Here is a 26,360-nt window from a genome sequence, read left to right as displayed (position 1 = left end):
GAACATACAGGAGCCGTAATGACGCCATTCGTACGAGATCCTGGGTGCTTTAGCAGCCGGCTTGGACGAGAGCCTTCAATAGGGCTGCGCCGAACTGAATGCGATCGCTAGAGTCCACCAGGCACTCGTTGTGGGCGCTTTGAGGAATGGGCAGAAGCTGGTCCTGAATGCCGAATTGTGCGCAGACTTCTTGGTAACCATTGTCGAGGCTGGCGTCTAAAGGCGGTGACACCGCAAAGCCCTCTGATAGACATCGAATACGTACGCCGCTCTTAACGAGGGTGATCCACCGCTCGTTCCACTCGTATCCAGTGAACCAAGGATCCTCGATCCTGTCACCAACCCCGCTTATTTTCCAGATCGCCAACAGATACGGGTCGCGGTAATTGCTGTTTCGCTGAGTCCGGTGGAGCATGCACAGTGAATACCCAAGGTCCGCATCACGACCAAAATAAATACCAGACCTGCCCTCGCGCATTTCGTCGTATTTCACGAGGTAATACCGCCAATCAAACCTGCCCTGTGTCTCATAGTCCTGGATTGCCTGTTCACGGAGGTTATTGAGCGCAGTTTCAACATCCCCTTGTTCTGCAACTGAGTCCAGAAGTTTCATGAAGGCCACCCGGGTGGCTGCCAGGGCGCTACGGCTACCGGTTCCAAGGACGCTCCTCCAGGCAGCCTCCGTGCCTCGCGCACCCACCCCGAACTGAAAGGACCGCTGTGCGCGGTCGCGCGGCCGCGCGTACGGGCCGGCTGCAAGCAGCGCGCCGGTTATCGAGGTCCAGTGTTCCCTTGAACGAAACAGCTCTGAGAAGGCCCTGGTGCGTCCGGGCAACGAATCAGCGTCAAGTTCAAAGGCCACCAAGGACCCTCTGAGGATGTCGTGGTCTTCCAGCTCAAACACCGTCGGGGTCAGATGCGGGTGGGTCTCCATGAAAGCGGCTTTGACAAGTTCGTCGTCAAACTGGTCACGATTAAAAGAGGTCGAGCCAGAGTGCAGGCCGTTGAGGGCTATGTCCTCGACTTCAGCCAGTAGGAGGGGCATGCGGTCGAGGCGTATTTCGTTTTCGGAGGCCTCAATAAGGTTCCTGATGATGCGAATCCGCCGCTTCAACGTGTCGTCCACTTCTGTGGAGTGTCCTGTCCGGTACGCCAGCACGGCGCAGAGCAGCAGCTGCTGGCCGAATGCGAACACGCGTGTTGCGCCCCGGTATTGGCCGTACGTGGTGATGCAGGACTCGAAAAGATTCGTTTTTCCGGCACTAAGGAAGAGCGGCACGGAACCGGCTGCTGATGTTTCTTGCCCCCCAGAAGCGAACAGTGCGGTGAAGTATGGTGCAGGATCACCTTCGGCCCAGGTGTCGAAGGCCTCGATAAGGTAACGGAGATGATCCTGGGCAGCTGGGTTGCTGGCGTCAAAGAGTGCCGGAGTTCGGGATTCGGTTGTCCCCGCTACAACCGTTCCCTGCTTCCATTCGCAAACCTCAATGAGGAAGGACAGGTAGTTGAGCAGCTTTCCATCGATCAGATCGTCGCTGCCCCTGTAGGCCCAGAAGACGTTTGCCCAATTGCCATCCATTTTATGCGCGAGCTCTTGCGTAGGATCTATCGGCGCTATCAGTGCTTCCAGACGTGCCTTGTAGTTTTCGAACCCGGTGAGGGGCTTTCCGCGCGAATTCATTCTGATATAGAGATCCGCGGGTGATCCCATTGCACGAATGGGTAGCAGGTGAAACGAGATCGCTGGAGCAGTGGCGTCTGTGAGACGCCGCCAAGCAGCGCCCAAGTCCGTTGCCGCAAAGCGTTCATGGATTGCAGTGATCATGGTTAGCATCGACTGGATGGTCGGATCATGCTGCCAGCCGTATTGAAACCACGATTGATCGCGGACCCACGAGGCAGGATCCTCGCATTCAGCAGGCGGAGGTAAGGCTACGAGCCGTTGGCAGAACAGGCGTGCACTCGGCCGGGTCGCGTAGTCGAAGGCAGTCCAGGTCTCTTGCTCCAGGGCAATTGAGATGCGGTGAGCCACATACCAGTGCAAAAGAAACAGAGTCGTGAGCCGTTGCTGCCCGTCTAACGGGCGAAATGCTTTATCGCCGCTGTCAACGTCGCCGTAGACGAAATCCAGGCCGATCCTGCCTGGGTTTTCACCCACGAGCGCGGAATAAAGAACCTCGAGGAACGAAGCACGGATTGCGGCGGTCGGCGCGTCCTCACGGCCCTGGGCGTAGTCGCGCTGGATCAGGGGAATTTCGATACGGGTTATTGGACCTGCAGAGTCAATGTCGCGGAGGAGGTGGGCGAAGGAAGTAACACGGCTTGTTTCACACATCTGTTGACCCCTCAGTCAAGTAAGGAGAAAGTACCTCGAGAATCGCGGCCAAGTATCCCTGACGGTCCGCTGGACCCCAGAAGTGCAGCTGTTGATTGGCGTCTGATGTGTAGTACTTCAGGAATACGTTCCGCGTGCACACCGGGATGTAGCTTCCCTTCTTATCTCTGCGAAGGACCTCGCGACGTTTGACTTCAAAAACAGAGTTGCTGAGTGCACTGTTTGCCCCGGAATCCAGAAGCGCAAGGTTGGTGATCGAATGCACGTCCAGGTCCGGCGCGCCGCCGAGTGCGTCGATTACCCTTGATTCAATCCGGCGGAACACACCCTGCGGCAGCTTCTGCATCGACAACGCAGCGTCCATTTCCTGTCGGAGTACTTCCCGCTCGTCCTCATCGAGTGAAGGCAAACCGGCGATGGCGTCACGGTGTAGGCGCAGCCATTCGGACCACTGCTCCTGACGCGTGAGCAGTTCAGCGTTTTGAGCGTGGACATGTTCCAGCGACCAACGGCCGGTTGCATGCGCGTGAAATGAATAGCGCTCTGATGAGTTGGTCTGACGGCGGACAGTCTCGACGTTCATGAGGAGCAGCGCGTGCTCGAGTCGATTGCTGCCCCGGCGCTCGTAGTTGAGATCGCGCACCCCGTCCGCGGAGAGAGCCAAACCTGTCCCGATCTGTTCTGTCAACAGATCATCGAACTCATGTTTCGTTCGGTCCCGCGACAGGTTCACCAGACTCCTGAGATTGTTCCCGGTTGCCACGAGAAACCCTACCCGGTGAAAGACATTCCGGTCCTCAAACCACCCGGTAATAAGCGAGTGCAGGTCTAGGACTTCGTCCCATGTTTCAAGAGGCTTCATCTGGATGCGGCTGCGAAGAGCATGGAACGTGTGAAAAATCGGTAGGTCTGTATTGACGGGGCCGGCCGCGAGGACATCCAGGAGCAGGCTGATGTGGGTGGAGTCGGACCGTACGCCCCCGGTCAGGAATGCCCAAAGTTCAGGGTTTCGCAGGTCGCGTTCGATCAAGTCCCATTGCGCCGCAATCTCAATGGAGCGACCACGTGTCGATGGAGCTTCATCGGCGTGCGTCAGTAACAACGCTTTGACGAGTTCAGCATCGGTGAGGGGAATTCGCCCGACATTCAACCTTGTGAATACTGCCGTCGAATCCGTGTCGGCTGGTGCCTCATACCAAATGATGCGGACGCTTTCGAAAAGGTACCCGTACACTTTGTTCGCAACGAATTGACGCCGTCCCTCATGGCGGTCAAACCACTCCCCGATGGTTCGGTAAGCGTCAACGACGTGGAAGGAGTCGATGTTGTCCTGACCTGTCACTGTTGAAGGATCCGCAAGGTATCCTCTCATCTCTTGTCGGGTCTCGTAGTCCAGGGAGAAACGTGCTGAGACATTCTGCAGCGATGCCTTCCTCATGAAGGCGAAGATCAGGTAAAGAGTTGTAAGTCGCTGCTGTCCGTCAATCAGTTCCCATCGCCCGTCAGGCAGTTCTTTGACAACCACCGGCTGAAGATAGTACGGAGCCCCTTGACTTTCCCAAATATCGTCGAGAAGACGCTTGACCTCGTGGGCGCCCCAACGGTAACCCCGTTGAAAGGCTGGCACCCAGAACGATTCTGTGACGTCACCCACGAACCGCTCGCGAAGCGCGGCATTGTTGATTTCTCCGGGCACTGAACTCCCCTTAGGTAAGTACACATCGCGTGCGATTCGTCAGCTGCTTTCCGCCGAGTCTATGACATGAGAATGATACTGCCAGCTATAGCGATAACTCCGGCGCATTGTTGATGACAAAGTTATTGAGCTGGCCAGCAGTCCGCGAAAACTGCCAAAAACCGCAGCTTATTAGCATGCCCCAAAGGAAAGCCAGAGACGAACCTTGGTTTTAGACCTTGGCACTATCGATGTTCCTAACCCCACAGGCCCACCCAACGCGCTTTGGAAAGTCACACGACTTAAGGAGCGTCTATCAGCATTCCGGCCTGCAGGTGCGTAGGGGCGAAGCAGGAGAGATGAATCGATGTCTATCGCAAAAGCAGGATCGACCCATGCCCGCTGAGGCAAAAGGCCGCAGCCCAGGGAGTAAGGCTTGCAGTTGCCTCCCAGCCTGAAGTGTTGCACTGTGCACCCTCAATATCTGGGCTGCTGGGATGTGCCCTGTTCAGGGAGAACAAGCCGACAATAAGTGCCATCGGCCGGACTCTCGCCTCCAGAGGATACGGCACCGAATCCGCTTGGCTTCGGACGCGGCTGCCGGCGAGTAGCCGGAAACACGTATCCAACCAGTCATGGCGCTTGGGCACCACCCTGAACTAAACCCATGAACATCGTCCGGTGCAGCACGTCCACGTGCTTCCGCGAGACGTCCACGGCTTCCTGGACATCGCCAGCACGCAGGGCCGCCACCAGCGCCACGTGGTCGCAGTTTGATTTGTGCAGCAGCTCGATGGGGTAGGGGATGAAATAGGCGTAGAGCTCCGCCAGCGTCTCGTGGTAAGCCTCGGCCGCCGTGCCCAGCCCTGACGCGGTGCCCACCAGTTGGTGGAACTGCTCATCGGCCTGGTGGTAGTCAGACCAGTCCGAAGACTCGGCCATGTCGCGTGTCAGCTGCTCGAGCTCGTCCAGCTGTTCAGCCGTGGCGTTGAGCGTCGCGTAGTGCGTCACGGCGCATTCGAACAGCAGCCTCCGGTCCACGAGCCGGTTCACGGCCTGGGACTCGGCCGGCGACGCGGAGAGTTCGGCCAGCACGCTCTGCGGAGGCTCATCCGCCACGAAGGTTCCGCCGGCCCGGCCCCGGCGGCGCACCACGACGCCCTGCTCCGCCAGGCTCGCTAGCGCGCGCCGCGCGGTGATCGGGCTGACCGACAGGCCCAGCGCCACATCCTCCTGGTCGGGCAGACGCTCGCCGGGTTTCAGCAGCCCCAGCGAAATCGCCATGCCGATGCGCAACCGCACGGCATCAATGGCGCTGCGGCGGTCGATGCCGGCCAGCCTCCCTGCGCCGATGGGCGATGTGTCGGCGGTGTCCTCCAACTGACGGGTCATATCCGCTACTTTACGGCCCATCCGCCCCTCTTCCCATAATTAGATCATTCTGATCTAATATAGTGCAGATCACATCCCCAACGTGGAGATAACCCATGCAACGCACTCTTCCCCTCATAGCAGCCCAGGCCCGGCCCCGGCTCATCGGTGAACCCGTCTCGGCCTTCGCGGACGAGATCAAAGCCGCCCTCGCCGCCCAGCCGCACAGCAAGCTCATCGTCTTCCCCGAACTGCACCTCTTCGGAGATCAGGACCCCGACCAGCAGCGCACCGAAATGCTCCAGGCCTCCGCCGAACCGCTAAACGGCCCCCGAGTCAAGGAACTCCGCCAGATCGCCGGGGACCTGGGCATCTGGCTGGTCCCGGGCAGCGTGTGCGAGCGCGGCCCGGAAGGGCAACTGTTCAACACCCAGCTGGTCCTGTCACCGGAGGGAGAGCTCGCCGGCTACTACCGGAAGGTCTTCCCCTGGCGCCCGTTCGAGCCCTATGACCCCGGCGACCGGTTCACCACCGTGGACCTGGCCGGCGTCGGCAGGGTGGGCCTGAACATCTGCTACGACGCCTGGTTCCCGGAGGTCTCCCGCCAGCTGGCCTGGATGGGCGCCGAAGTGATCCTCAACGTCGTGAAAACCACGACGCCGGACCGCCGCCAGGAGCTGGTGCTCGCCAAGGCCAACGCCATCGTGAACCAGGTCTTCGTCGTCAGCGTCAACTGCGCCGGTCCCACCGGTAAGGGCCTGAGCATCATCGTGGACCCGGAGGGCAACACCCTCGCCGAGGCCCCCGATGACGCACCCGTGCTGCTCATGGCGGAACTGGACCTTGCCGCCGTCGAGCATGTCAGGACGCACGGCACCGAAAACCTTAACCGCCCCTGGTCCCAGTTCCGCGACGGCGAAGACGCCGTCGAACTGCCCGTGTACCAGGGCCGGATCAGCCCGGCCACCTGGGCTCCCCAGACCTTCAACGCCTAAGGAACCACCCGTGACAACTTCACCCACCCTCACCCGCACGCTGAAACTGCCTTCGCTGGTCCTGTTCGGTCTGGCGTACCTGACCCCGCTGATCGTCCTGGGGATCTTCGGCATCATCGCCGAAACCACCGGCGGCGCCTCCCCGGCCGCGTACCTGGTGGCGATGGTCGCCATGCTGTTCACGGCGCACAGCTACGGCCGGATGGCCATCGCGTACCCCGTGGCAGGCTCCGCCTACACCTACGTCCGCCGGTCCATCGATCCCCGGGTGGGGTTCCTGGTGGGCTGGGCCATCCTGCTGGACTACCTCTTCCTGCCCATGGTCATCTGGCTCATCGGCGGCTCCTACCTGACCGCGCAGTTCCCCGGAATCCCCATCGCGGTCTGGATCGTGGGCTTCATCCTCATCACCACACTGCTGAACATCCTGGGCATCAAGGTGGCGGACAAGGCCAACTACGTGCTGATGGCGTTCCAGCTGCTGGTCATCGTGTTCTTCGTGGCGCTGTCCATCAGCAACGTGGTTTCGACGTCCGGCGCCGGCGGCCTGGCCAGCACCCAGCCGTTCTTCAACGACACCTCCAGCGTCGCCACCATCTCCGCCGGTGCCGCCATCGCCGCGTACTCGTTCCTCGGGTTCGACGCCGTCACCACCCTCACCGAGGAGACCATCAACCCGCGCAAGAACATGCCGCGAGCCATCATGCTCATCGCCCTGATCGGCGGCGGCATCTTCGTGGCCGTCTCCTACGTGACCCAGCTGGTCCACCCCGGAGGCGTGTTCGAGGACTCCGCCTCCGCGGCCAGCTCCATCGCCCTGCAGATCGGCGGGCAGCTGTTCGGCGCCGTGTTCCTCGCCGGCCTGGTGGTGGCGCAGTTCGCCTCCGGCCTCGCCGCGCAGGCCAGCGCCTCCCGCCTGCTGTACGCGATGGGCCGCGACTCGGTCCTGCCCAAGGCGGTCTTCGGCCGGCTCAGCGCCAAGTACCACACCCCGGTGGTGAACCTGATCGTCACCGGCATCATCGGCCTGATCGCGATCTTCCTGGACGTGGCCACCTCGACGTCGTTCATCAACTTCGGCGCCTTCACGGCCTTCACCCTGGTCAACGCGTCGGTGGTGTTCCACTACGTGCGCCAGCGCCGTGCCGGGCACCAGCTGAACCCCGTGTCCTACGTGATGGTCCCGGTGGTCGGAGCGATCATCTGCGCCTACCTGCTCTCCCAGCTGGACAGCAACGCGATTACGCTGGGAGTGTCCTGGCTGGTGCTGGGCATCGTGGTCCTTGCCCTGATCACCCGCGGTTTCAAGGCGGCACCGCCGGAAATGACGGCCCCGGAAAAGGCGACGGTTGAGGCGGCCGCCTGAGCCGGACGCCAGACTTTGGGCCGCCGTCTGAGCTGCGCTGGTGACAGAAGGGAAGGAGCAATCGTGAGGATAGCGCTCGGGCAGCTGGAGTCGGGCACCGACATCCAGGCCAACCTTGCCGCGATCGACCGGTTCACCGCCGAGGCCGCGCTCGACGGCGCCGCGCTGGTCGCCTTCCCCGAATACGCCACCTACGAGAAGAAAAAGGTGGACGCCACATTCGCGGAGGTTGCGGAGCCGCTGGACGGCCCTATCTGCCGGGAGCTCGCCAGCACCGCCCGCCGCCACCGCATCGCACTGGTGGCGGGCGTGGTGGAAACTTCGGACGAGTTGGGCAAGGCATACAACACCCTGGTGGCTTTCGGGCCGGACGGGGTCCAGTTGGCCGTCTACCGGAAGATCCACCTCTTCGACGCGCAGGGCTTCGGGGAGTCGACGTTCATCAAGCCGGGCCCGTCCACCAGCCCGGTGGTGTTCGAGTCCGGGGGAGCGCGTTTCGGCCTGATGACGTGCTACGACCTGCGGTTCCCCGAGCTGGCCAGGTCACTGTCCGACGCCGGCGCAGAAGTTCTGCTGGTCTGCTCGTCCTGGGTGCCGGGCACCCACAAGACAGAGCAGTGGCTGGCACTAAACGCGGCGCGAGCCATCGAGAACAGCGTGTACGTGGCAGGGGTGTGCCAGGCTCCGCCGGTCTCGGTGGGACGTAGTGTGCTGGTTGATCCTATGGGCGTTGTGGAAGCTGATTTGGGACTTGAACCTGGTGTTCGGGCGGTGGCTATCTCGCTGGAGACGGTGGTGCGGGTGCGGGAGGCGTTCCCGATGTTCCGGCAGCGGCGGATGTAGGCGGGCGGGCAAGCTGCACGGCCACCAGGCAGGCCGCAGCACCTCAGCTGAGCCGTTTGAGCAGCACGGGCATCGCACTAGAGGGGTTTCCACCTTTGACACCACTGGTAACTTGGCGGCCGCCTGCGTTCGCCCGAGTCACGGCTTCTCCGTAATCAGCGAAGGGAAACTTCGCCGTGACGGCCTTATTGTCGTGTCCCAGTTCTCTGAGCCGACGCCGTAGCGAGTCGTTCGTGCAGTGCTGGTTCATATCCTCAAAATGCCAGAGCAACCAGACTTCGAAACAAGGATTCGAGACGACCACGTCAATGTTGCTCGATGCCGCTTCGATTAGACATTGGCTCAGCGTCGCGTGTGCATCTACATCCACGATCACCCACGTCGAATCGTAACCGTCCTGATCCTCTCCACGAATCCGCTCAGCCTCCCGGAGTACATACAGGGGGTCTTTTCCAATGCCCTTGGTCTTGGCTGGACGAACCTGTACTCCAGTCGCATTAAGATACTGAAGTAGACCCTGCACATACTGAACCTCTGTTTTTATGCCCTCGGTGACGACTAATACTCGTTCTCTTGTTTTCCGACGCGGGCGATTCCGGCCAATTTCCCGTGACGATCTCATGCGTCCGCTGCTTCAGTTGGTTCATGATGGTCAGGACTTTCTAATTCATGGCGAGCACCGTTCTGCGCTGGCTGATGAATGAGATTTTCAAGGAATGACGGTGCAACAGACGGTGTAGCCCCATAGCGTCCATGGAGATAGCGGCGCGAATGATTCTCATCTTTGCGGGTTTCGAAATCACCCAAGGAATACAGTTCACTCATGCCCGCGTTATTCTTCTCCGCAAACCACACTTCTTCCGGATCGAGACGTACGTCCGACGAGGAGGACAAGAAGTACGTATCATGTGTCGTGAACACAAGTTGAGCGCCGAGGCGATTTGTTTTCTGATCCTTGAACATTTGAATCAGTACCTGTCCAAGCTGCGGATGCAGACTGGCATCGATTTCATCGATGAGCAAGACGCTGCCTTTTCGAAGCGCCTCCAGGGCAGGAACTGCCAGGGAAAGCCACGAAAGCGTGCCGGTGCTCTGGTCGACTGCTTCTAGAGCATAAAACTTCCCACCCTCACCTCGGTGCCGGAACGACAGGTTGCGAGAGACCTGCTCATATATGGGCTCCATATCTGGATCATCGCTGGCCGCCCCATCGTCCTCCCCTTGCGCAGTATTCGACCTCTTCTTGCTGGCCTCAAGCATCGCCCCGATCATCGACCGCACGACGTCCGGAATCTCGCGAGTAGCTATTTCGACTTCGCCGATACCGACATCTGCCACCTTGAGAAGAGTTACCAAATCGGCTACATCGATCTGTTCCGATGCCAAGCCTTCGATGATATTTCGCAGGCGCGACGTTCGGTCCTTTTCGTCAAATCGGGCAAGGGAGATTTCCGTTGTCAGCGCATCAAAAATCGGCCGCAACATAGGGTTCTTTGAAACAGCTGCACGCGAAAGAAAAAGCTCTCGGTCGCCAGTAAACTTTTCTATAGCGGCCAAGCCGCCTTTGAGGGAGCGACCGTAACGATATTTAACTTCTTCATCGGATGTTCGGTCGAAGAGTAAGCGTCTTCTTCCCGCTGGATAGTCATAAAGCCATTCGGAGTTGACGGATTTGGCGGACATGCTGAAGCCGTATTCGTACCGCACATCATCGATGACAAAATCAATGGCGTAATGGGATTGCTCGTCCCTTGACCCATCGTCGAGAGCGAACGCCTGATGCGGCAATCTGGATCTCTCGGACCATCTGGTCGCGGAGTGTCGCACAACCGCCAGCATGAAACTAAGAGCGTCTAAGACGGATGACTTGCCCGAGGCGTTGGCTCCGTAGATACCAGCAACCTTGAGGGTGTAGTCCGACCACGTCCCTTCGACCGGGCGCGTCGTCTTGAGCCGGGACTGCACCATGGTTAGCTCCGTGGCGTCGCGGAAGCTCTTGTGGTTCTGAAATCTGAATCGCAACAAGATCATGCACTAATAGTGCATCCTCAGACCGATTTTCGTCGAATTTACCCAGAATTCGATCGAAAGCAGGGGAGGGTATCGCGGACTTGACGTGCACCGCTACCGGACGATCCAGAGGCGGTCAGGATTGCGAGTTCGTACCGTCGGACAGAGAAACGACATCTGTAAAGGGTGGGCGAGCCCCCGTACAGCCGCAGTCACATCGGGTGTTCCAGTTCGCACGCAATTGGCTCCGATCGCCAAACCCGACAAGTTACGCAAGATATCCATGGTCTCCGATCAGGATTGCGCGGAGCTCCAGTTTTCAGCAGGCTCCGAACGACGGCAGCCCATTTCAGCTGCCCGGCCATTTGCTCCACGGTCAGGACGCGACGCTTACCGGCGCCGGTGCTGGGACGGAAAATACGCTGCTGGTCCACACGATCACACCGCCGGATTCCATGCCTGCGTCCGTGACAACGCCACCTTCAGCTCCCGGCCGCCGGCTTCCTCCAGCAACCCCGAATCACCAACAACGACCAGGAGGCTCCGTGCCCGGGACAACCCGACGTAGAGCTGCTCGGCAGCACGGTCCATGTCCTTGAAGCCGTTGACGCATAGCACCACCGCGGACCGTTCCAGCCCCTTGAAGCCTAGGACGTGGCCATAGAACTCTGCTTCACCGGCGTGGAATTCGCGCCAGTAGTCCTCCGTGGCGCCGCGCTCGAAGAAGTCCAGGTGCACCGGGTGCCGATCCTTGGTGGTGAGGAGGGCAATCTGGTTGTTGGCCCAGCCTTCTGCGATGAGGGCGTCCACGCAGTCTCCGGCGACGTCGAGGGCCTCGTCGGTGGGGCAATCCACCACCCTGACCGGTAAACCCGTGCTGCCGCGGGGAGTGAAGTGCTCGCCGGCAAAGGGCCTGAACGTTTCGGCGATCTTTCGGGTGTTCCGGAGGTTCTCGTCAATGTGGATGGGCACGAAGGTGGCCATGGGGCCGGACGTGAGGTCCGCCGTCCCGCCGCCCCAACGGCGGTAGACGTCCTGGCGGTCGTCCATGAAGGCGTACACCTCGCCGCCGTCGGGGTCCTTCGTGCAGGCGAGCAGCGCATCCCACCACAGCGGTGCGAAGTCCTGGGCTTCGTCGACGACGACGGCATCCAGCCGCTCGTGCGGCTCCATGCTTGCTGCCAGTTCCTTCAGCAGGCGAGGCATCTCCACATCGAAGTACTCCTGCCCTGATCCGTCCGGAACCCCCAGCCCGCGCACGTATTCGTGGAACTCGCCGGTGAACACGGGCTTGGCCTGGCGCCAGGTGGAAACACGGTCCTGCAGGTACTGCCCTAGCCCCTTGTTGTAGCAGAACAGGCCGACGCGTTTGCCCTGCCTGCTGAGCAGGCGGGCCTTCTCCACGGCCAGCCAGGTCTTGCCGCTGCCGGCGCCGCCGGTGAACCGGATCCGGGGGAGGGACCGGGTTGCTTGCAGCAGGACAGACTGACGCTCCGTGAGGTGGTCCTGGGCGTCTTCATCCTCCTGCGAATTGCCGGAAGGCCCGACGGCGGCGTCCAGGTTTCCGCTCAGCTTGCGGACGATGCGCTCCAGGAAGGCCGGAGCCAGCGGGGAGGCCCCGCCACCTTCGTTTTCTATCGCCCGGCGGACAAGCTCGGCGGGGGACTGGCTGTCGGTCTGGTCCAGGATGAGTGAGCGGGGACAGCCGGCCATGGCCCAGTCGTTGCGCACCTCCGTGTACGGCAGGCTCACCATGTAGACGCAACGGCTGCTCAGTCGTGAACCCAGCTGGTCCTCGAGCCAGTTCTTGAGAGCATGCAGCGAGCTTTGCGACTGCGCCACCGGGCTCAGTATCTTGCGCTTAGTGTTCCGGTCCGATTGGTACCACTGGCCGTCCGCGATGGTGATCTGGCCGCCTTTGACCTCGATCGCCGCCATCCCAACGTTGGGCCAGAGGACCAGCAGGTCAATTTCGTATTCTTTCCGTCCATCGCGAATGTGCACGGAGTGAGCCAGGACAACGTCGTCGGGAAGGCTTTTCTTCAGTGCGTCCCAGACGGCCTTCTCTGCCAGCTGTCCCTCGCCGAATTCCGGTTCCTCCGGTATGCACCTCATTGTTGCCCCCAAACAGTTGAACCGGCTGTCCGGTTTACGTTGAACCAACGTTAGCGGAGGGACTTGTGCATGGCAGTGATGGTGCTCCGCTAAGCCCTGCGATCCAGTTTCTGATGGCATGCTGAGGACGCTGCAATGAAAAAGTCGACTGGACCGCCGGCGGCAACCTGGGGAGCGTTTGTCAGGGTGCTGCCGGTGACGCTGGAGAAGCCTGTGGGCGAGTAGCTGCAACTGTTTACGGAGCAGTGTCTGAAGCAGCCCTGCTGCACCTCTGAAGACGCGGCGCAGCAACGGTGTCGCAGGCGCTAAAGCGACTATTCAACAACCTTGCGAGGCAGTACTGCACGTTCCGGCGGTGCGGCCATACCGTTTGGAAAACCTTGGCGTGTGGCGGCACCAATGGATTTATAACCCACCAGACGGAATTAGCGCCCATGTAAAGGTGACGAAGCTCCCGACCCCAAACTCTCCTCTCAGAACCGAGTCAGGATCTTAAACCCTGTCATGATTGCCGCCAACAGCAGCGGAATCGCCGCCGCGGCCCACGCTGTTTTTGTCTGTTTCGCCTCTCTGCGTTTGAGAAAACGAACTCGTGCACGCGCCACTTTTCCGGTGGCTTTGATTCCGGCAGTTTCCGGTGATAGCCAAGCCTGAAGCACGTCTTTAGAGATGGAAAGAAGCGGCACGAGCTGACCCAACCAGATCAAGGTGCCGATTCGTTCCAGCTCTTGCGCATTTCTCGTGGGTGTAGACAGCGCGGCCGCTGAACAAGGCCCCACAGCTGGTACGGCGATGCATTGCTCGACGATGTTTCGGTCATCCACATAGAGGGCCAGCGCAACGCCGTTAACAACGAACAGGATCGTGAAGATTACCAAAGCCGCAAAAGTATCGGTCTTCTGCTTCGAGGAGCCGTAGGGCACGACAGTCCAGACAGCAGCCAACGACACGGTGCAAAGTGTCAACCAGGCAAATCCTGCTACGAACGATCCTGCCTGTTGTTGAAGGTCGCTCAATTTCAGTCCTGACAGCACAGTCCATGCCAGTGACAAGATGCCAACGCTCAATACGATGTCGCGCTCGAAACTCCAGTGCCATCTCCGTCGGGTGGCGTGGCCCAAGGAACTCGGAAGCGGCCTTCGTGGGAAGCGAGGCCTTCCGGCATGGAACTGAGACCTTCTTGCAGATCTCGGCCGGGATTGATTCATTTTGAAAACCCTACCGGAACGTTCTTCTGCACGACGTCCGCAGTAAGCAGACGGATGCGGCGGAGCAACTGGCAAAAAGCGATGCAGCTTCTTGGCGCCCTCGCTGGCGTGCCACGGCTACCACGGCGCTTATGTTGATCAAGCAGCCTTCGGACAGGGCAGTCGGGGAAAAGCAGCGCCCACCAGAGTGGTCAAGTGATCTGAAGAACAACATTGTGGTAGCCATCTGTTTGAGCACTCCGCACGGATTTCCATTGAGCGTGGCCCTTAACGCCAGGTGGCGCTGAGCGCTGGTGCCGGCGCCCCCAGACCGACAATTATGTGGCGTCGGATTGGGGGTCGTCGTCCGGGTCGGTCGCTAGTGCCGCCGGCAGCGGAAGCCCGTACTTCTCGCACAGGAATCGGGTCTGGCAGTACCGTTGAGCGTCGGCTGCCACATTGCCGAGGATCGCGGAATTCATACCGGCACCGATGAGGGCGCCCACGTACGGTACGACCTTGGCGACGTTTTGAACTGGGACCCTGGAGCCGGACTGGCCCAGCTGTTGCATCAACTTCTCAAGCGTGGCCAGGAGACGATGGTCCGCGCGGAGCTTGTCTGACCACCTTACGCGTCCCCTGATTGCGTCGGCTGCACGTGCGACGTCACGCAACGGTTCTACTTTGGCCGCCTGCGCCATGAAAGACCGACGTACCAGACGTTGGATGAAGATCTGCTCATCGGGGTCTTTGGCGTCGTAGCCGTAGGAGTATGCGATGCGCGATGCAATAGACGTACTCAGGACCTGGATGACGAGGATGTCCGCTGTCATCGCGACAGGTATCCCGGCGACGGGGACCATAGCCAGCAGGCCCATGGCGCCACCTTCGAGCGCGCCAGCGGTCCGCCAAGTCAGGGTGTTGAACTTCAGCAGCCGGTCACAGACCTTGAGGTCCTGCTGCCGCAGTTCGGTGAAACTGTCGAGTTCGAAGCCTCGCTTGCGTGCGAGCTTCTCCACGCTCTTAGGGTCGTTAAGCTCCAAGGCCCAGTCGTTGACCAGCTCGAGCAGCGATGCCACAGCTTCGAGCGCCGGTCGCACAGCTGTGGTGGCGACTGCGTCCCCTGCGCGACGGATCGGTTCCTTGACTGCCTCCGGAACGGCGTCCGTAACGCGGTTCGCAGCATTTCCTGCGATTTCACCGGTGCGACTGAGCGCGGCACCCGCCCAGTTCGGCAGACCACGGCGGTTATTGCGGCGCTGCCAGTGCTTGTTGAGCGTGTCCCATACCTGCACCTCGTACGCGCTCATCGGGGTCGCTCCGTCGACGAATGGATCGGTGTGAATGCTCATTGAGGTTCTCCATTTCGACTGTGATCGCTTGGACCATGATGCCCTGCCGACCGTCGCGGTGGGAGAAGCAGCAGGGCGGGGGTCGATGTCCGATGTTGACTCGATGGCATCCGAGGTCTCGCAGTCTGCGTAGCGTTCCACCATTGCAGCGTCGCGCTGTTCCCGACTGAGTTCAGGAGTTGTTGTCATGGTCATATTCCTATAAGTTGGCCCAGACATTACTTGGCAACCGGTGGCATTGCACCGCCGGACACTCGTTCGACGGCACCATCGGTATCTCGGAGCACCCCCATAAACAGCGGATTCGGCCGTGCCCCAGACAGCACCCGCCGCACATCCTCCAGCACCTCCAGCGGAGACACCCCGGCAACCGAAGCCCCATACAGAGCAGTTACAGTCGGCGTCCGGGATTCCGCCCGGACACAGTGCAGCAGCACTGTCTTGCCCTCCGCGCGGTAGCGCTCGACGGCGGCCGCCGCCTCCCTGAGCACGAAACCGGCATGCGCGTTGTCCTCCTCAAAAGGAGAATCAACAACCCAGAACGTGGCGTGGTCTTCCACGGCCACAGCGGGAACATCCAGCGTTCCCAGCCGGCACAGCGACACCACTGCGTCGATCCCCAGTTCGGCCGCCCTCCCGAGCGAGCCGACCCCGCCCAGCCACACGCCGTCGTCGTGCGGGTGCTGGACCAGCGCGTCGGTGCGGCTCCACATGCTGTAGTCGTGGCGCTCGGCGCGCGGCCAGGACCCGGGCCGGCGGCCCTCGCCGCGGCCCAGCTCCATGCCGAGGACCATCAGGTCGCGGGCACGCAGACCCGGCCAGCCGTGCAGGTGCCGCCGCCATTCGAACGGCACCGCGGTGAAGCCGTAGGCGGCGCCCAGCAGTCCGCCGGCGATCGCGGCCACCGTATCGGTATCCCGGCCGCCGCGCACGGCCTCCTCCAGTGCCGCCCGCAGGTGGGCCGGACCGGACGCCGAAAGTCCGGCAAAGTGGATTGCACTCCACGCGCCCTGGAACGCCTCGACCACCCAGCCGTTGCGGGTGAAGTCGCGGGGCCGGGAACGCTCGGCAACATCGATACGCACCAGCCACACGGAAGCCCGATCGGCAGGCAGCAGCGGCAGGCCCGCCCGGACGTCGAGCCGCCCGGTGAGCACGGCGTTCCGGATGGCAATGCACCACAGCCCGCAGGCCTCCTGCGCATCCGGATCGGCATGGGTCAGGGCGCTCATCACACGAGCGGCGGCCATCAGTTCGGACGGATTCCGGTCCAGGTATGCGAGGGCCAGCGGGGCCGTGCGCATCAGCGAACCGTTACCGGCGCTGCGGCCGGTGCGGGCGTGGAAGTCCGCGGCGGCTGCGCTGAAGTCGGCCGCGTGAACCTTGCTCTGCCCGGCGGCGGAAGCCATCCGGCGGGCCGCCGCGATGACGGCGCTGGTCTGCGCGCCCACGTCCTTCGCCTCCGCAGCCCACGAAGTCCAAGCCCGGACCACCATGGTGAGAGCATCGGGGGAGGAGAAGCCGGCACCGGAGGAAGACTCCAGCAGCGCCTGGGCGATCGGGATGGCCATGGACGTGTCGTCGGTCCACTCGGCGGGCGCGAACCCGAACGGGCCTCCGCCCTGCATGGTGACTTCGGCGTCGTCCGGCAGCGGTGCTCCGAACTCGTAGCCGGCTCCGAGGGCGTCGCCCGCGGCCAGGGCAACGAGGACGCCGGCCGCGCGGTCATTCTGCAAAGGGTTCAGTTTCATGCCATCTCCATCAGGGGGTGTTTGGTGTTCCAGCCGGTCAGGTGCGCCAGCTGGGGGCGGCGCTGGGGGAGCGCGACGGCGATGCCGGCGGCGGTCACTGCTCCGGCGGCGCGGGACACGTTGCGGCTGCGGAGCGCGCCGTGGTCGCGGACCTCCATGGGCGCGGTGCCGCCGTCGAACGTTCCGAAGTCCATCGCCTGGACGCGGGCGGCGAAGTCGCGGGCTCGCTGGCCGGGCATCGGGCCGGATGCCAGCGCCTGGGGTGGCAGGAGCTCGAGGTCCAGCAGTGCCGCCTCGATCAGCTGGCGGTAGTGGCGGAGGAAGAGCGTGCTGGTGCCGAAGACCTCCAGGAGCAGCGGCTGCTGGCCGAGGCCGATCACCACGCCGCGCTGGCCTTCCAACGGCTTTGGTGCGTCCGCGGCGCTGAAGCGGTTCCGCTCCTCCTTGTCGTCCTGGAACCAGTCCATGTGCTGGAGGAGGGAGCTGGTGACGGAGGCGCCTCTGGCGTTGTCGAAGCGGCTGACCCGCTCCCAGATGCGGCCCTGGCGGTTGCCGCCGCGCTGCCCGCCGGGGCCGTTGGCAAGCTCGGACCAGACGTTGAGCGGCGCGCGTCGGGCCTGCCGGCGGTGGGTGGTTTGGCCGGCTTCCCAGCGGCCGGCTTCGACGCAGAAGGTGTCGATGTCGCGGGTTTCGCCCGGGCCGAGGACGACGTCGCGGGCACAGGTCCGGTGCTGCTGTCCGCCTTCGAGCAGCTCGCCTTCCAGCAGCAGCGCGGGGTGCGGGCCGTTGTTCGTGACGGTGAGGCGTTCGACCCGGGCGCCGCCGGCGAGTTCGGTGACGGCGACGTCGGCGTGGGTGCCGGTGCTGATGCCGAGGCCGCCGGAGCCGGAGGTCCAGACGGGGAAGATGCTGAGGGGGCCGAGCCTGCTGCCGGCGCCGACGTGGAGCTGCGGGACTTTCATGGGGACCTCCGGTTGATTTAATGCAATTCTGCGCTAATTAATCTCAGTATGCACCGCTTGCGTCTTTAGCGCAATACTGCGATAAATGGTGGTGTGAAGGATTCCAAGAACAGGTCTGCCCCGTCCCTGCTTGACTACCCGCGGCCGTCGGTTGCCGTGGACACGGCGGTGCTGACCGTGGCGGAGGGGAGCGTGTGTGTGCTGCTGGTGCGCCGCGCGGAGGATCACCAGCACGGAAAATGGGCCCTGCCGGGAACGTTCCTGCGCGAACGTGAGACCCTGGCGGATGCGGTGCTGCGCTGCCTGCGGGAGAAGGCGGGGATTTCGGGGCGGGTTCCGCGGCAGCTGCAGGTGTTCGACGAGCCGGGGCGCGACGACCGCGGCTGGGTGTTGTCCGTGGCGCACGTGGACGTGGTGCCGCTCGCGGCTCTGGGGGAGGCGCTGAAGTCCGACGGCGTCCGGCTGGCTTCCGTGACCGGGGAACCGGAGCTGATCGGCGGACTGCCCTACGGGCACGCGGACATCGTGGCGAAGGCGGTGGAGTGGCTGCGGGCTGCCTACGCGGAAGCCCCGGATCCTGGGGCCCTGCTGGAGGAGCCGTTCACGTTGAAGGATCTGCGCGCGCTGCACGAGGCGGTGGCCGGTCAACCGCTCATGCGGGACACGTTCCGGCGGTTTATGGAGCCGAAGTTGGTTGGGACAGGGCAGATGTCCGACGGGAAGCGGGGGAGGCCGTCGCGGTTGTGGAGAAGGCCCTAGATCCGTGTTGGCAGCGAGCACGAATCGACTATGGCCTTGGAGTTCGATCACGCAGTTATTTGTAGTGCTCGCGCCCCGTTGAGGATGCGGAGTCGGCCAAGAATGTTACAGAAGGGGATCCGGTCTGTGGATCAGAATTCGATTGTGTATAGGCAGAGAAATGCGCTGGCGTGGAAAGTTGTCAGCGAGCTCTGTCGTCGGGACAACAACTTGTACCTTGGACCGAAGGGCGGGGATGACAACGGCGTCGACGCCAACGCGCTCATGGTTCTGTCATCAGCTGGTCTAATGTACCAAGCCCGCCGGTACGGTCTCGGATTCGTGGCTACGAAAGGTGACATGGAGCTTCAGATTAAGTGGGATCGCGCGCAGCAGTTCAATAGCGCTCGAGACAGCTTTCCTGCGCAGTCCCCTCCCACCACGCCGCGAGCGCTCGGCTACCGAGTTATAGCGTCGCTCCTGGAGATCACTGCAACTGAAAGGGCCCGATGGATTGAGCGGTCCTTTGGAGGAGGGCCACTTGACCCCGATAGCGAATTTAGTCGTGGTCGTCTCAAGAATTGGGAAGGCGCCCGCAATCAGATCATCAAAGACAACTTGTGCATTGCCGAATTCGATAACTTTGGATGGGTAAAGACGGAACGCGGCCTGGTTGATTTGCGGGCAAGTTACAAAACGCTGGACAGAAGTCTCCATCGAGTAGTGCTGGAACACTTCGGTGGCCACTTGCTTTAGACGGTCGTTGAAGTGACTAACTTCAATTCCGATGGCGTTCAACACGTCACAATGGCCGCGGCCAGTAATTGAGTGTGCTGATATCACCGCGTTTTTTCGTGGGCGTACGGTAGCCGTACTTGCCAATTACTTGGTCGAACAGCGGACCATCTAGGACAGGATCGACCATAAATCCTCGCCGGCCGGAGTCGGCATCGTGCTCCCAGCTGTCCGGAATGATGCGGAAGAGACCGCGGGTGACGCCTCGGTGGACCGCCACGACATGATGAATGCCTTGCTCTTCGACCCTGGACCGGCTCAGCTTCCACCAGCAACGGACGGAATCGCCCAGTTCATTGGCATAGGCTGCCCGGTCAGTCGAATTGAGCCATTCCGTACGGAATCCGTATCCACTACGGACCGTACCGCCCGGCGAGACTTCTTCAAATTCCACCCACGGTTTGAGCGTGATGAGAAGAATCTGGGGAACGTTCGGCTGAAGGTCGGGAGCTCCGAACTCAGCGACTACGTTGGACAACGTTTCGATGCCATGGCCACGGGCCGACTCTTGTCGTTCATTCGTCAGCGCAGCGAGATGAGAAAGCGGTGTCATGCGTGGGCTCGATTGAGTCAGGAACGACGACAGGAGATCGATGGCGGCGGCTTCGACGTAAGTGTATTCGCTTCCCATGCCATGCCGAAGAATCCACACCTCTGGCTCCAGTCCCACGCTTCGAATGTCGTGGATGACCGCAGGAGATAGACGTAATTGCCGAGGTACTCGGCGACCTGTGTCAGGACCCGAACATCCATTTTCACAGCACTTCATTCCGTTCGTAGTCGTTGCCGGGGCTGTAGCCCAGCGTCGCGAGCGCAGCGTCGAGTACGCCCCGTACCTCAGCGGTTGCCCCAGCCCTAGTTTGTTCCGCGAGTGTCAAAAGCTGCTGTCGGAGTTGGCTTTCCTCTCTGGAGAGCCCGCGAGTGTATGCGGGAGCCAGCAGATAGGAGTGACTGTCCGTCGCGTAGGCCATCATCATGTCGAGGAAGATTTCGAGTTCCTTCCGGTCGCGGCCACAGCGGCCTGCGTCTCGTCCGCCCCGGAACCTGGTGCAGGAGCATTCCGGGCCATCGGCAGGATTTCTAGCTTCCCTTCCCACACGAGTTTTTGGAGCGGCTCATGAAAGAGCGACAGCACCGTGCCCATCTGGTGCTTCTTGGAGACCTCGGCCGGCAACGCACGCCTGACGTCGTGGACGATTTCATGGAAATGATCGTCGGCGAGGCCGAAACCAACAATTAGCAAATGATGCGTAAGCAAGTGGGCTTTGACTAAGGCTGACAAGGCGTCTCTGTTGCTGTTGTAGCTAAGGTAGTCATCCCGGGTGAGCACGATGCTTCCAGGTTGGCTGACTGATCCGTGCAGCTTAAGCAACCAGTTGTTGCCGACTGCAGGAACATTCTCCGGTAAGACGGTTCGCGGCCGCTGGGCATCAATGCAGGCAGTTTCGAAAAGTCTGTCGCAGTTGAGTGTGATGGCGCCAACAGACGGCAGGGTGGCAAGCAACGCCGGCGTCAACCCGTAGCGCGGCAGGTCGACAGCATTTGCTATGGCCTCTCCGAAGGCAGTTCGGGAGCCGTGCTGATCTGAATAGAGCTGCTCCAGAACGCCAGCTTGGTCGAGTACACCGAGAGCATCGAATGCGGCCTCTTGAGGGGCATCCAGATGGACGCCAGTCCTCAATTCAGCGAGGAGCTGTCCCCAGCTCGGTGCCCCAGCGCTGACGCTTACGCCGGCACCGAGGAAGGGCACCAGATGGCCCGCTCGGGCTATGCCACCAAGGTACTTGGCGCTTTCATGCAGTTGATCACCGAGGGAGGACCAAGTCGAGTAATCAGAGGCCTCGCGACGCAGCTTTTGGGCCAGGGAAAAGGCAGCTCTGTCTCGCAGCACCAGGACTAGGTCGACGACGTAGCGGGAAGCGAGTTCATTGCAGGCGTCGAGAATCGCGCACAGCGCAGCGCCGAGGTGGGTCCCGGCCCCTCCTCCGGCTGTACCGAAAAATGGCAACGCAAGGAGGCGCAGTGGACGCGAGCCAGACTCTGGAATGGCAGCCATAGCACTTCGCACGAATGCTTCAACCCTTACGGTGACGGCGGCCGGCGTCCAATTGCCGTCGTCCGGTACCGCAGCCATGATCGGCAGCGGAGCGTTAGGGTCCCAGGGCCGGATTGGCTCGGCCAGTGAAACACCATCATGGAAATCTGCAGAGGCCGAAGTAGCTGCGAGCTTCCGGAGCTCAGGATGAGCAACAAGCCAATGGTGCTCGATGCGGACGCGCGAGTCGGTAGGAAGCAGCCATGCGTCACACCTGAGGTTCAAGATGTCGGCCATGGCTACAAGAACGTGCGGTTGAGTCATATTGGCCTCAATCCTCGATGACGATTGAAGTTCCATCGACCCGCATCCAGACGCTGTCATTCGGCGTTCCAATCGAACCCATGATGGTCCGTCCAAGCCCGATGGTTCCCGAACGGGAGCCATTCACCCGCCAGAGAGCATCGACCCTGCGGCCCCGGTAACTCACCTCGAGATAACCATCTACTGCCGGCAATGCGAACTTCGACCGGGAAGGGACCCGAAGGTTAGAACCTGCCCGGTCTTTGTCGGTGATGACTTGGGACTCAATTCGCGTCCCCTTGCTCGCGCCGGCCTGGCTTGGGGACGTCGACCTTGCAGGACTGTGGCCACGTTCGGGAACCGATGCCAAGTCGGCGCGCGAGGCAGTTATTAGTGAACTCTCGACGCTCGCGCGCGTCTTTTTGTATCCGGCCATGCCATGCCGCTTCCTAATGCCCGCTTGCACCTCGATGTTTGCAAACGGGGCAATTCGCTCGGAGTCATAGAGGACTCTCCGAACGGACGGCGGTACGGTGGCTGCGAAAGTCTTCAGCAGCCGGTCCTCCGAGGACCTCGGTGTCTCGGTTTCCGCGTAGTGCACGAACAGTGACTCAAGATCGATGAGGGGCTTCAGCCACCATCCACCCGCGTGCGGCGAGCGTTGGCCAATGTGGGTGCCGTAGTACTGATGGACGCGCTTTCGCACGGACGTGCTGGCTAGACCGACGTAAAGAATGGCTGATTCCGGAATCCAAAAGGCACCGATTCGTTCGGCGAGACGCTCATTCGTTGCCGGCGCACCGTCGACGGTCACGGACGGGCAATCGATCCTAAGCGCTTCGAATGCGCCGAGGTCATATTGATATATCCCCATCCGGCCGACCGGATCGCTGAGCTCCGGGGTGGACGTCACGACATAAACACCAGGAAGATCCAACGGCACCTGGTCGCCCCACTGAACGACACCAGCCGGACGCAATCCGGACTTGTCGAAAAGTGCCCCCACTGAGATGGTCATTGGCTCATGCTAAATGACATCCCGCACAATACGGATTAGTGGGCTTACTCCGATTCAGCGGTGCCACAGTTGGAGAACGCCACCGACACGCCAGATGTCGGGGACTCTTTGTGCTATGGTCTTTTTCGTTGCTTCCAGAAAAAACACGCCGCATGACGGAAGTTTTCATGGATTACTACATGCGCGGGTGGCGGAATGGCAGACGCGCTAGCTTGAGGTGCTAGTCCTCGAAAGGGGGTGGGGGTTCAAGTCCCCCTCCGCGCACAAAGAAAACCCCCGGAAATCGGTTGATTTTCCGGGGGTTTTTTATTTACAGCGCCAAAAAGACAATCTCGTAAGGCATTTACCGAACTGTGTCCCCCGCCTGTTTTGTGGTATGAGCCGTCGCGGGGACTCCTGCCGGATGCTCGTGGTCACAGGCCACGTACGCGGGCTATGTTTGAACTAATCCGCTCGCAATAGCTGCCTAAATAGCTCAGGCTTTAGGGAAAGATCGCGGTGCTACCGTGCCTGCCAACCTTAGGTTGCCTTGGCAGGAAGCGCTTTTACGACGTCAGAGAGCAAGATGGCTCGCCCGATAGAGAATAGGTCACGCAACGAGTCGCGGCGAGACTCATGCTCCGTGCCTTCGTACTGCAACACCAGTTCGATGAATGTGGCTATGTCGATTGCAGAGCCACCGACACCTGTCTGTTCGATGATGTTGGACAGGCCACGGTTGATCGTCGGCTTCAGTCCGGCTGCGATGTACATAAAGAACGCCAAATCGTTCCCACCGCTATGTAGGTACGCCGGTATGTAGGTGTTGGTCATGACAGATTCAGCCGTATGACTGATCGAAAAGTCCTTGATCGCCTTGTTGTCGATTATGCCGGAGTACCCGGATGCCGGATCTTTTACCCAGATGTCCGGCTGGCGGCCCTGCTGGCCGACCTGCTCCGCTTCGAAGCCAAAGACTTTGCGGAACACTTCAGCAGTGGCCAGCTCAAAGTCGCGCGCTTCTTCACGGCCTTGATGGGCCATCTCGTTGAGCTTAGTCAGGAACGGTCCCAGTTCACCTTTGGGATGCAATCTCTGAAGTGTCGCCTGGACGAACGCCTCGTCGAAGCCCGTAATGTCTCTGATCTCTCGGACGACGCCTGCGTCTACGCCCGTGATGATCCGGGTCGTCGAAAGCTTCATGAATTGCGCGTTGACTTCCGACGCCATCACTGTTTGGAGAGTCACTGTGGTTTCGCGGGTCAGGTTTCGGTTGTCGCGCAATGCCCCGGGGGCCAGTCCGTAGGCGCGCTGGAACCTCGCCTCATCAGTGTGGTTTCGGAGCAGTGGCTTCGACTGGTACGTGCTCACGTAGTTTTGCGCCTTCTCCAGCTGGCTCGGTATCAAGCTGATCGACGACGGTCGGAGTTCCCGCTGGGTCAGCAATGTGTATTCCAACCAGTTCAGGGCGGTGTTGGCTACGTCGAGGAGGTGGCCGAATCGGTCGCCCGATCGTGACTGCTGCCAGCTGGTGCCGAATTTGTCGTCGAAGTCGGATTCGAGCGACGAGTCGCCATGTGTGCGGAACCTCAGGATCCTCTCGACAACGTCATCTACGCACTTCGGGTTGTTCGTCTCACCGTATGTAACGACGAGCTTGGCCGTCTCTTCCTGGGTCAAAATACCGCCCAGCTTCGGATGCAGGAGCAACTGGAGGATGAAGACGAATGGCCGGACTTTGAACCTAGGTGCCATCTCTTTTAGGCCCGGAGCTCCGCTGTACTGGAAGGAGGGGAACTGATTCTTTATGACCTGTTGCGTCAGCACGGGTATCGGGTTCGCCCCTTTGGCAAGCTCATCGCCGGCCAGAGTGGTATACAGCCTTTTGACCCCGTTCTGGTCAGTGCCGATAAACATGAGGCCTAGTGTCTTTAGTAACGCTTGATGCGTCCGGCCGCCACTTCCGGAAGCGTCACGACGTTCGCCGGGACGCTTGAGTCCAGCCTGTTCCAGCGCATCCTCGAAACTGAGTTGGGTCCCCTTCTGCCCGGCCCATTCCTTCCCAAGCGCTATTTTGACGCTGACTGCTACGAGCAACGGAACGCCCGTGAGCTTTCGGAAAGGCCGGGGGAACATCCAGTAATTCAACACGACGAGGCTACTCCTTGAAAGACGAGTCAACGCGGAAACACGGGGCCGGTGATTTTTCGGTGCAGAACTTCGAGGATCATCCGCACACCGTTGGCCGGAGCAAATAATGCCGGTCCACTTCCTACGCTCGCTTCCCCATTCTGCGCAGACGCGCTAGGGGAACCCGGTAATTAGCCCATTCAATTCTGTTGAGCGGACGATGCTCCCCAATGGTAAGCGCGAGTCCCCTGTCCTCGGAACTTGCGTCCCAGTCCGGGGCCTTATTCCGGCCGGAGCGGCCGGAATAACTGGCACCACATGCACCCGAACGTTCAGCTTCAGCTCCTCCTGCAACGGCGTTGCTGGCTTCTGATGGCGCCATGTTGTCAAGCCGCCCGTCGACAACGCTATGTCTCTTCGCAGCAGTTCATCCGGGGACGAATGAGATCGATGCGGGCCGCGGTAGTAAATGCTCTGAAAGCGATACAAGGCCAATTTAGCGAAATTTCGCCCCTGAAAGTCCATCACGAACATGTCGAAGTAATTTGAGGCCGTGACGTCAACTTCATCCCCCGTCTCCCCGGGTTGCAGGCGTCAGACCGCACGGCTCTGGGCGTACCTGACAAACGTGACCTTCCGCGCATACGTTCTGAGCTGTTGGCCATCAGGTCTGCAAAATGCCCCATCGGGTACGGGGAGGATAAGGGCCAAGTTCGCCCGACAGCTTGAGCGGCGATGGTTCACAGACGGAAGTCCGCCTAGGCTTGGTAGAAATGCTCTCTCACGACTCTGGTGGGCAACGGAGCTTACGGTTTCCCCCTGGGATGACCCTTCGGGACGCTTTGCGGGACTCCGCAACGATGACCATTACCACTTCACGATGATCATGTTTTCGAACCAACGTCTGCTCCAAGAGCTTCTTGACCGAATGATCTGTTGGTCAAGGGAAGTCCTGCTGACTATGCTGCAGGCGCTTGACGACGAGGGCGATTTCATCGACAGCGGGAAGAACCTTACGAGGTCATTTTTGGTAGACGACCTTCTTGATGGGCTATCGGCGAGTAAGCGCCCTCCCCGTAGCAGACACCGTCGGGACATTCAGGGCGCTGGCAGCGTCTCTATAACCTGACAACGACGTGGAATTGGTGCAGGGCAACGAGGGTGGAGAGGTGAGCCTTCTAGAACAGGCTCAAGTGCCTGATGGTGACGTCGACTCTGATTGCAACCTACTAGGTAATTTGCAATCAGAGGTTTTTGCGCGGCGACTCGCGTGTGTTTCTCGACACGACAGTCGGGCGCCGGAGCTCTCGTCGTCGGAGGCAGCTGCTAGACTGGCGCAGTCAGTCGAACATACTTTCGTAGATGCGATTAGACGCAAAGTTCGCAACGTACGCCCGTGG

Annotated in this window: 20 protein-coding genes and 1 tRNA gene; 7 read left to right on the top strand and 14 right to left on the bottom strand. The window is 60.8% G+C overall.

The genetic code is table 11. From position 1 onward, the window contains the following. Positions 1-49 precede the first annotated feature (49 nt). The 3 genes from AC6JAC_RS16895 to AC6JAC_RS16885 form a co-directional block, all read right to left on the bottom strand. The gene (locus AC6JAC_RS16895; RefSeq protein ID WP_497965628.1) at positions 50-2,335 is read right to left on the bottom strand and encodes a DUF262 domain-containing protein; all 2,286 of its coding nucleotides are present in this window, start codon (positions 2,333-2,335) and stop codon (positions 50-52) included. After that, the gene (locus AC6JAC_RS16890; protein ID WP_497965626.1) at positions 2,328-4,031 is read right to left on the bottom strand and encodes a DUF262 domain-containing protein; all 1,704 of its coding nucleotides are present in this window, start codon (positions 4,029-4,031) and stop codon (positions 2,328-2,330) included. Before AC6JAC_RS16890 ends, AC6JAC_RS16895 begins: the two co-directional genes overlap by 8 nt. A gap of 612 nt (positions 4,032-4,643) precedes the next feature. Further along, the gene (locus AC6JAC_RS16885; RefSeq protein WP_497965624.1) at positions 4,644-5,402 is read right to left on the bottom strand and encodes a FadR/GntR family transcriptional regulator; all 759 of its coding nucleotides are present in this window, start codon (positions 5,400-5,402) and stop codon (positions 4,644-4,646) included. A 95-nt stretch (positions 5,403-5,497) separates the two neighbouring features. Between AC6JAC_RS16885 and AC6JAC_RS16880 the strand changes: the two genes are divergently transcribed. The 3 genes from AC6JAC_RS16880 to AC6JAC_RS16870 all read left to right on the top strand — a co-directional run bounded on the left by AC6JAC_RS16880 (position 5,498) and on the right by AC6JAC_RS16870 (position 8,585). Further along, positions 5,498-6,376, top strand: a complete 879-nt coding sequence (locus AC6JAC_RS16880; RefSeq protein WP_497965622.1) for a carbon-nitrogen hydrolase family protein — start codon at positions 5,498-5,500, stop codon at positions 6,374-6,376. Positions 6,377-6,386: 10 nt separating this feature from the next. After that, positions 6,387-7,742: an APC family permease gene (locus AC6JAC_RS16875; protein ID WP_497965620.1), complete on the top strand. Its 1,356-nt coding sequence runs from the start codon at positions 6,387-6,389 to the stop codon at positions 7,740-7,742. A 63-nt stretch (positions 7,743-7,805) separates the two neighbouring features. Then, positions 7,806-8,585, top strand: coding sequence for a carbon-nitrogen hydrolase family protein (locus AC6JAC_RS16870; protein ID WP_497965618.1), 780 nt, complete (start codon positions 7,806-7,808; stop codon positions 8,583-8,585). A 43-nt stretch (positions 8,586-8,628) separates the two neighbouring features. Here AC6JAC_RS16870 and AC6JAC_RS16865 read toward each other — a convergent pair whose 3' ends face one another. The 7 genes from AC6JAC_RS16865 to AC6JAC_RS16835 all read right to left on the bottom strand — a co-directional run bounded on the left by AC6JAC_RS16865 (position 8,629) and on the right by AC6JAC_RS16835 (position 17,962). After that, the gene (locus tag AC6JAC_RS16865) at positions 8,629-9,207 is read right to left on the bottom strand and encodes an RloB family protein (protein ID WP_497965616.1); all 579 of its coding nucleotides are present in this window, start codon (positions 9,205-9,207) and stop codon (positions 8,629-8,631) included. Continuing rightward, the gene (locus tag AC6JAC_RS16860; RefSeq protein ID WP_497965614.1) at positions 9,204-10,616 is read right to left on the bottom strand and encodes an AAA family ATPase; all 1,413 of its coding nucleotides are present in this window, start codon (positions 10,614-10,616) and stop codon (positions 9,204-9,206) included. The genes AC6JAC_RS16865 and AC6JAC_RS16860 overlap by 4 nt, the downstream gene beginning before the upstream one ends. A 417-nt stretch (positions 10,617-11,033) precedes the next feature. Next, entirely contained in the window at positions 11,034-12,710 is a 1,677-nt protein-coding gene (locus tag AC6JAC_RS16855; RefSeq protein WP_497965612.1) for a nuclease-related domain-containing DEAD/DEAH box helicase, read from the bottom strand. A 473-nt stretch (positions 12,711-13,183) separates the two neighbouring features. Then, entirely contained in the window at positions 13,184-13,726 is a 543-nt protein-coding gene (locus tag AC6JAC_RS16850) for a hypothetical protein (RefSeq protein WP_497965610.1), read from the bottom strand. Positions 13,727-14,235: 509 nt separating this feature from the next. Next, positions 14,236-15,249: an EcsC family protein gene (locus AC6JAC_RS16845; RefSeq protein ID WP_497965609.1), complete on the bottom strand. Its 1,014-nt coding sequence runs from the start codon at positions 15,247-15,249 to the stop codon at positions 14,236-14,238. A gap of 218 nt (positions 15,250-15,467) precedes the next feature. Beyond that, positions 15,468-17,000 (bottom strand): ADP-ribosylglycohydrolase family protein, encoded by a 1,533-nt coding sequence (locus tag AC6JAC_RS16840; RefSeq protein WP_497965607.1) that lies wholly within the window; start codon positions 16,998-17,000, stop codon positions 15,468-15,470. Next, complete coding sequence (locus tag AC6JAC_RS16835; RefSeq protein WP_497965605.1) at positions 16,997-17,962, bottom strand: ARPP-1 family domain-containing protein; 966 nt, start codon at positions 17,960-17,962, stop codon at positions 16,997-16,999. Before AC6JAC_RS16835 ends, AC6JAC_RS16840 begins: the two co-directional genes overlap by 4 nt. Positions 17,963-18,055: 93 nt before the next feature. Here AC6JAC_RS16835 and AC6JAC_RS16830 point away from each other — a divergent pair, with 93 nt between their 5' ends. Next, on the top strand, positions 18,056-18,721 hold the full coding sequence (locus AC6JAC_RS16830; RefSeq protein ID WP_497965603.1) for an NUDIX hydrolase: 666 nt from the start codon (positions 18,056-18,058) through the stop codon (positions 18,719-18,721). A gap of 30 nt (positions 18,722-18,751) precedes the next feature. Further along, positions 18,752-19,456: a TY-Chap2 family putative peptide chaperone gene (locus tag AC6JAC_RS16825; protein ID WP_497965602.1), complete on the top strand. Its 705-nt coding sequence runs from the start codon at positions 18,752-18,754 to the stop codon at positions 19,454-19,456. A gap of 46 nt (positions 19,457-19,502) precedes the next feature. Here the strand turns inward: AC6JAC_RS16825 and AC6JAC_RS16820 are convergent, their stop codons facing one another. The 3 genes from AC6JAC_RS16820 to AC6JAC_RS16810 form a co-directional block, all read right to left on the bottom strand. Next, a complete protein-coding gene (locus AC6JAC_RS16820; protein ID WP_497965600.1) occupies positions 19,503-20,165 on the bottom strand; it encodes a hypothetical protein in 663 nt (220 codons plus the stop codon). Between the two features lie 303 nt (positions 20,166-20,468). After that, positions 20,469-21,854, bottom strand: coding sequence for an SIR2 family NAD-dependent protein deacylase (locus AC6JAC_RS16815; RefSeq protein ID WP_497965598.1), 1,386 nt, complete (start codon positions 21,852-21,854; stop codon positions 20,469-20,471). 7 nt (positions 21,855-21,861) lie between these two features. Beyond that, positions 21,862-22,851, bottom strand: a complete 990-nt coding sequence (locus tag AC6JAC_RS16810; RefSeq protein ID WP_497965596.1) for a hypothetical protein — start codon at positions 22,849-22,851, stop codon at positions 21,862-21,864. A 181-nt stretch (positions 22,852-23,032) separates the two neighbouring features. Here AC6JAC_RS16810 and AC6JAC_RS16805 point away from each other — a divergent pair. Then, positions 23,033-23,115 (top strand) — tRNA-Leu (locus tag AC6JAC_RS16805). A 255-nt stretch (positions 23,116-23,370) separates the two neighbouring features. Here the strand turns inward: AC6JAC_RS16805 and AC6JAC_RS16800 are convergent. Next, complete coding sequence (locus AC6JAC_RS16800; protein WP_497965594.1) at positions 23,371-24,981, bottom strand: restriction endonuclease FokI C-terminal domain-containing protein; 1,611 nt, start codon at positions 24,979-24,981, stop codon at positions 23,371-23,373. 532 nt (positions 24,982-25,513) lie between these two features. Here AC6JAC_RS16800 and AC6JAC_RS16795 point away from each other — a divergent pair. Next, entirely contained in the window at positions 25,514-26,089 is a 576-nt protein-coding gene (locus tag AC6JAC_RS16795; RefSeq protein WP_497965592.1) for a DUF6339 family protein, read from the top strand. Positions 26,090-26,360 lie beyond the last annotated feature (271 nt).

The organism is Arthrobacter sp. KUASC02, from assembly GCF_059739395.1.
Note: the sequence above shows the minus strand (reverse complement) of the source record. Positions and strands in the feature narration are given on the sequence as shown.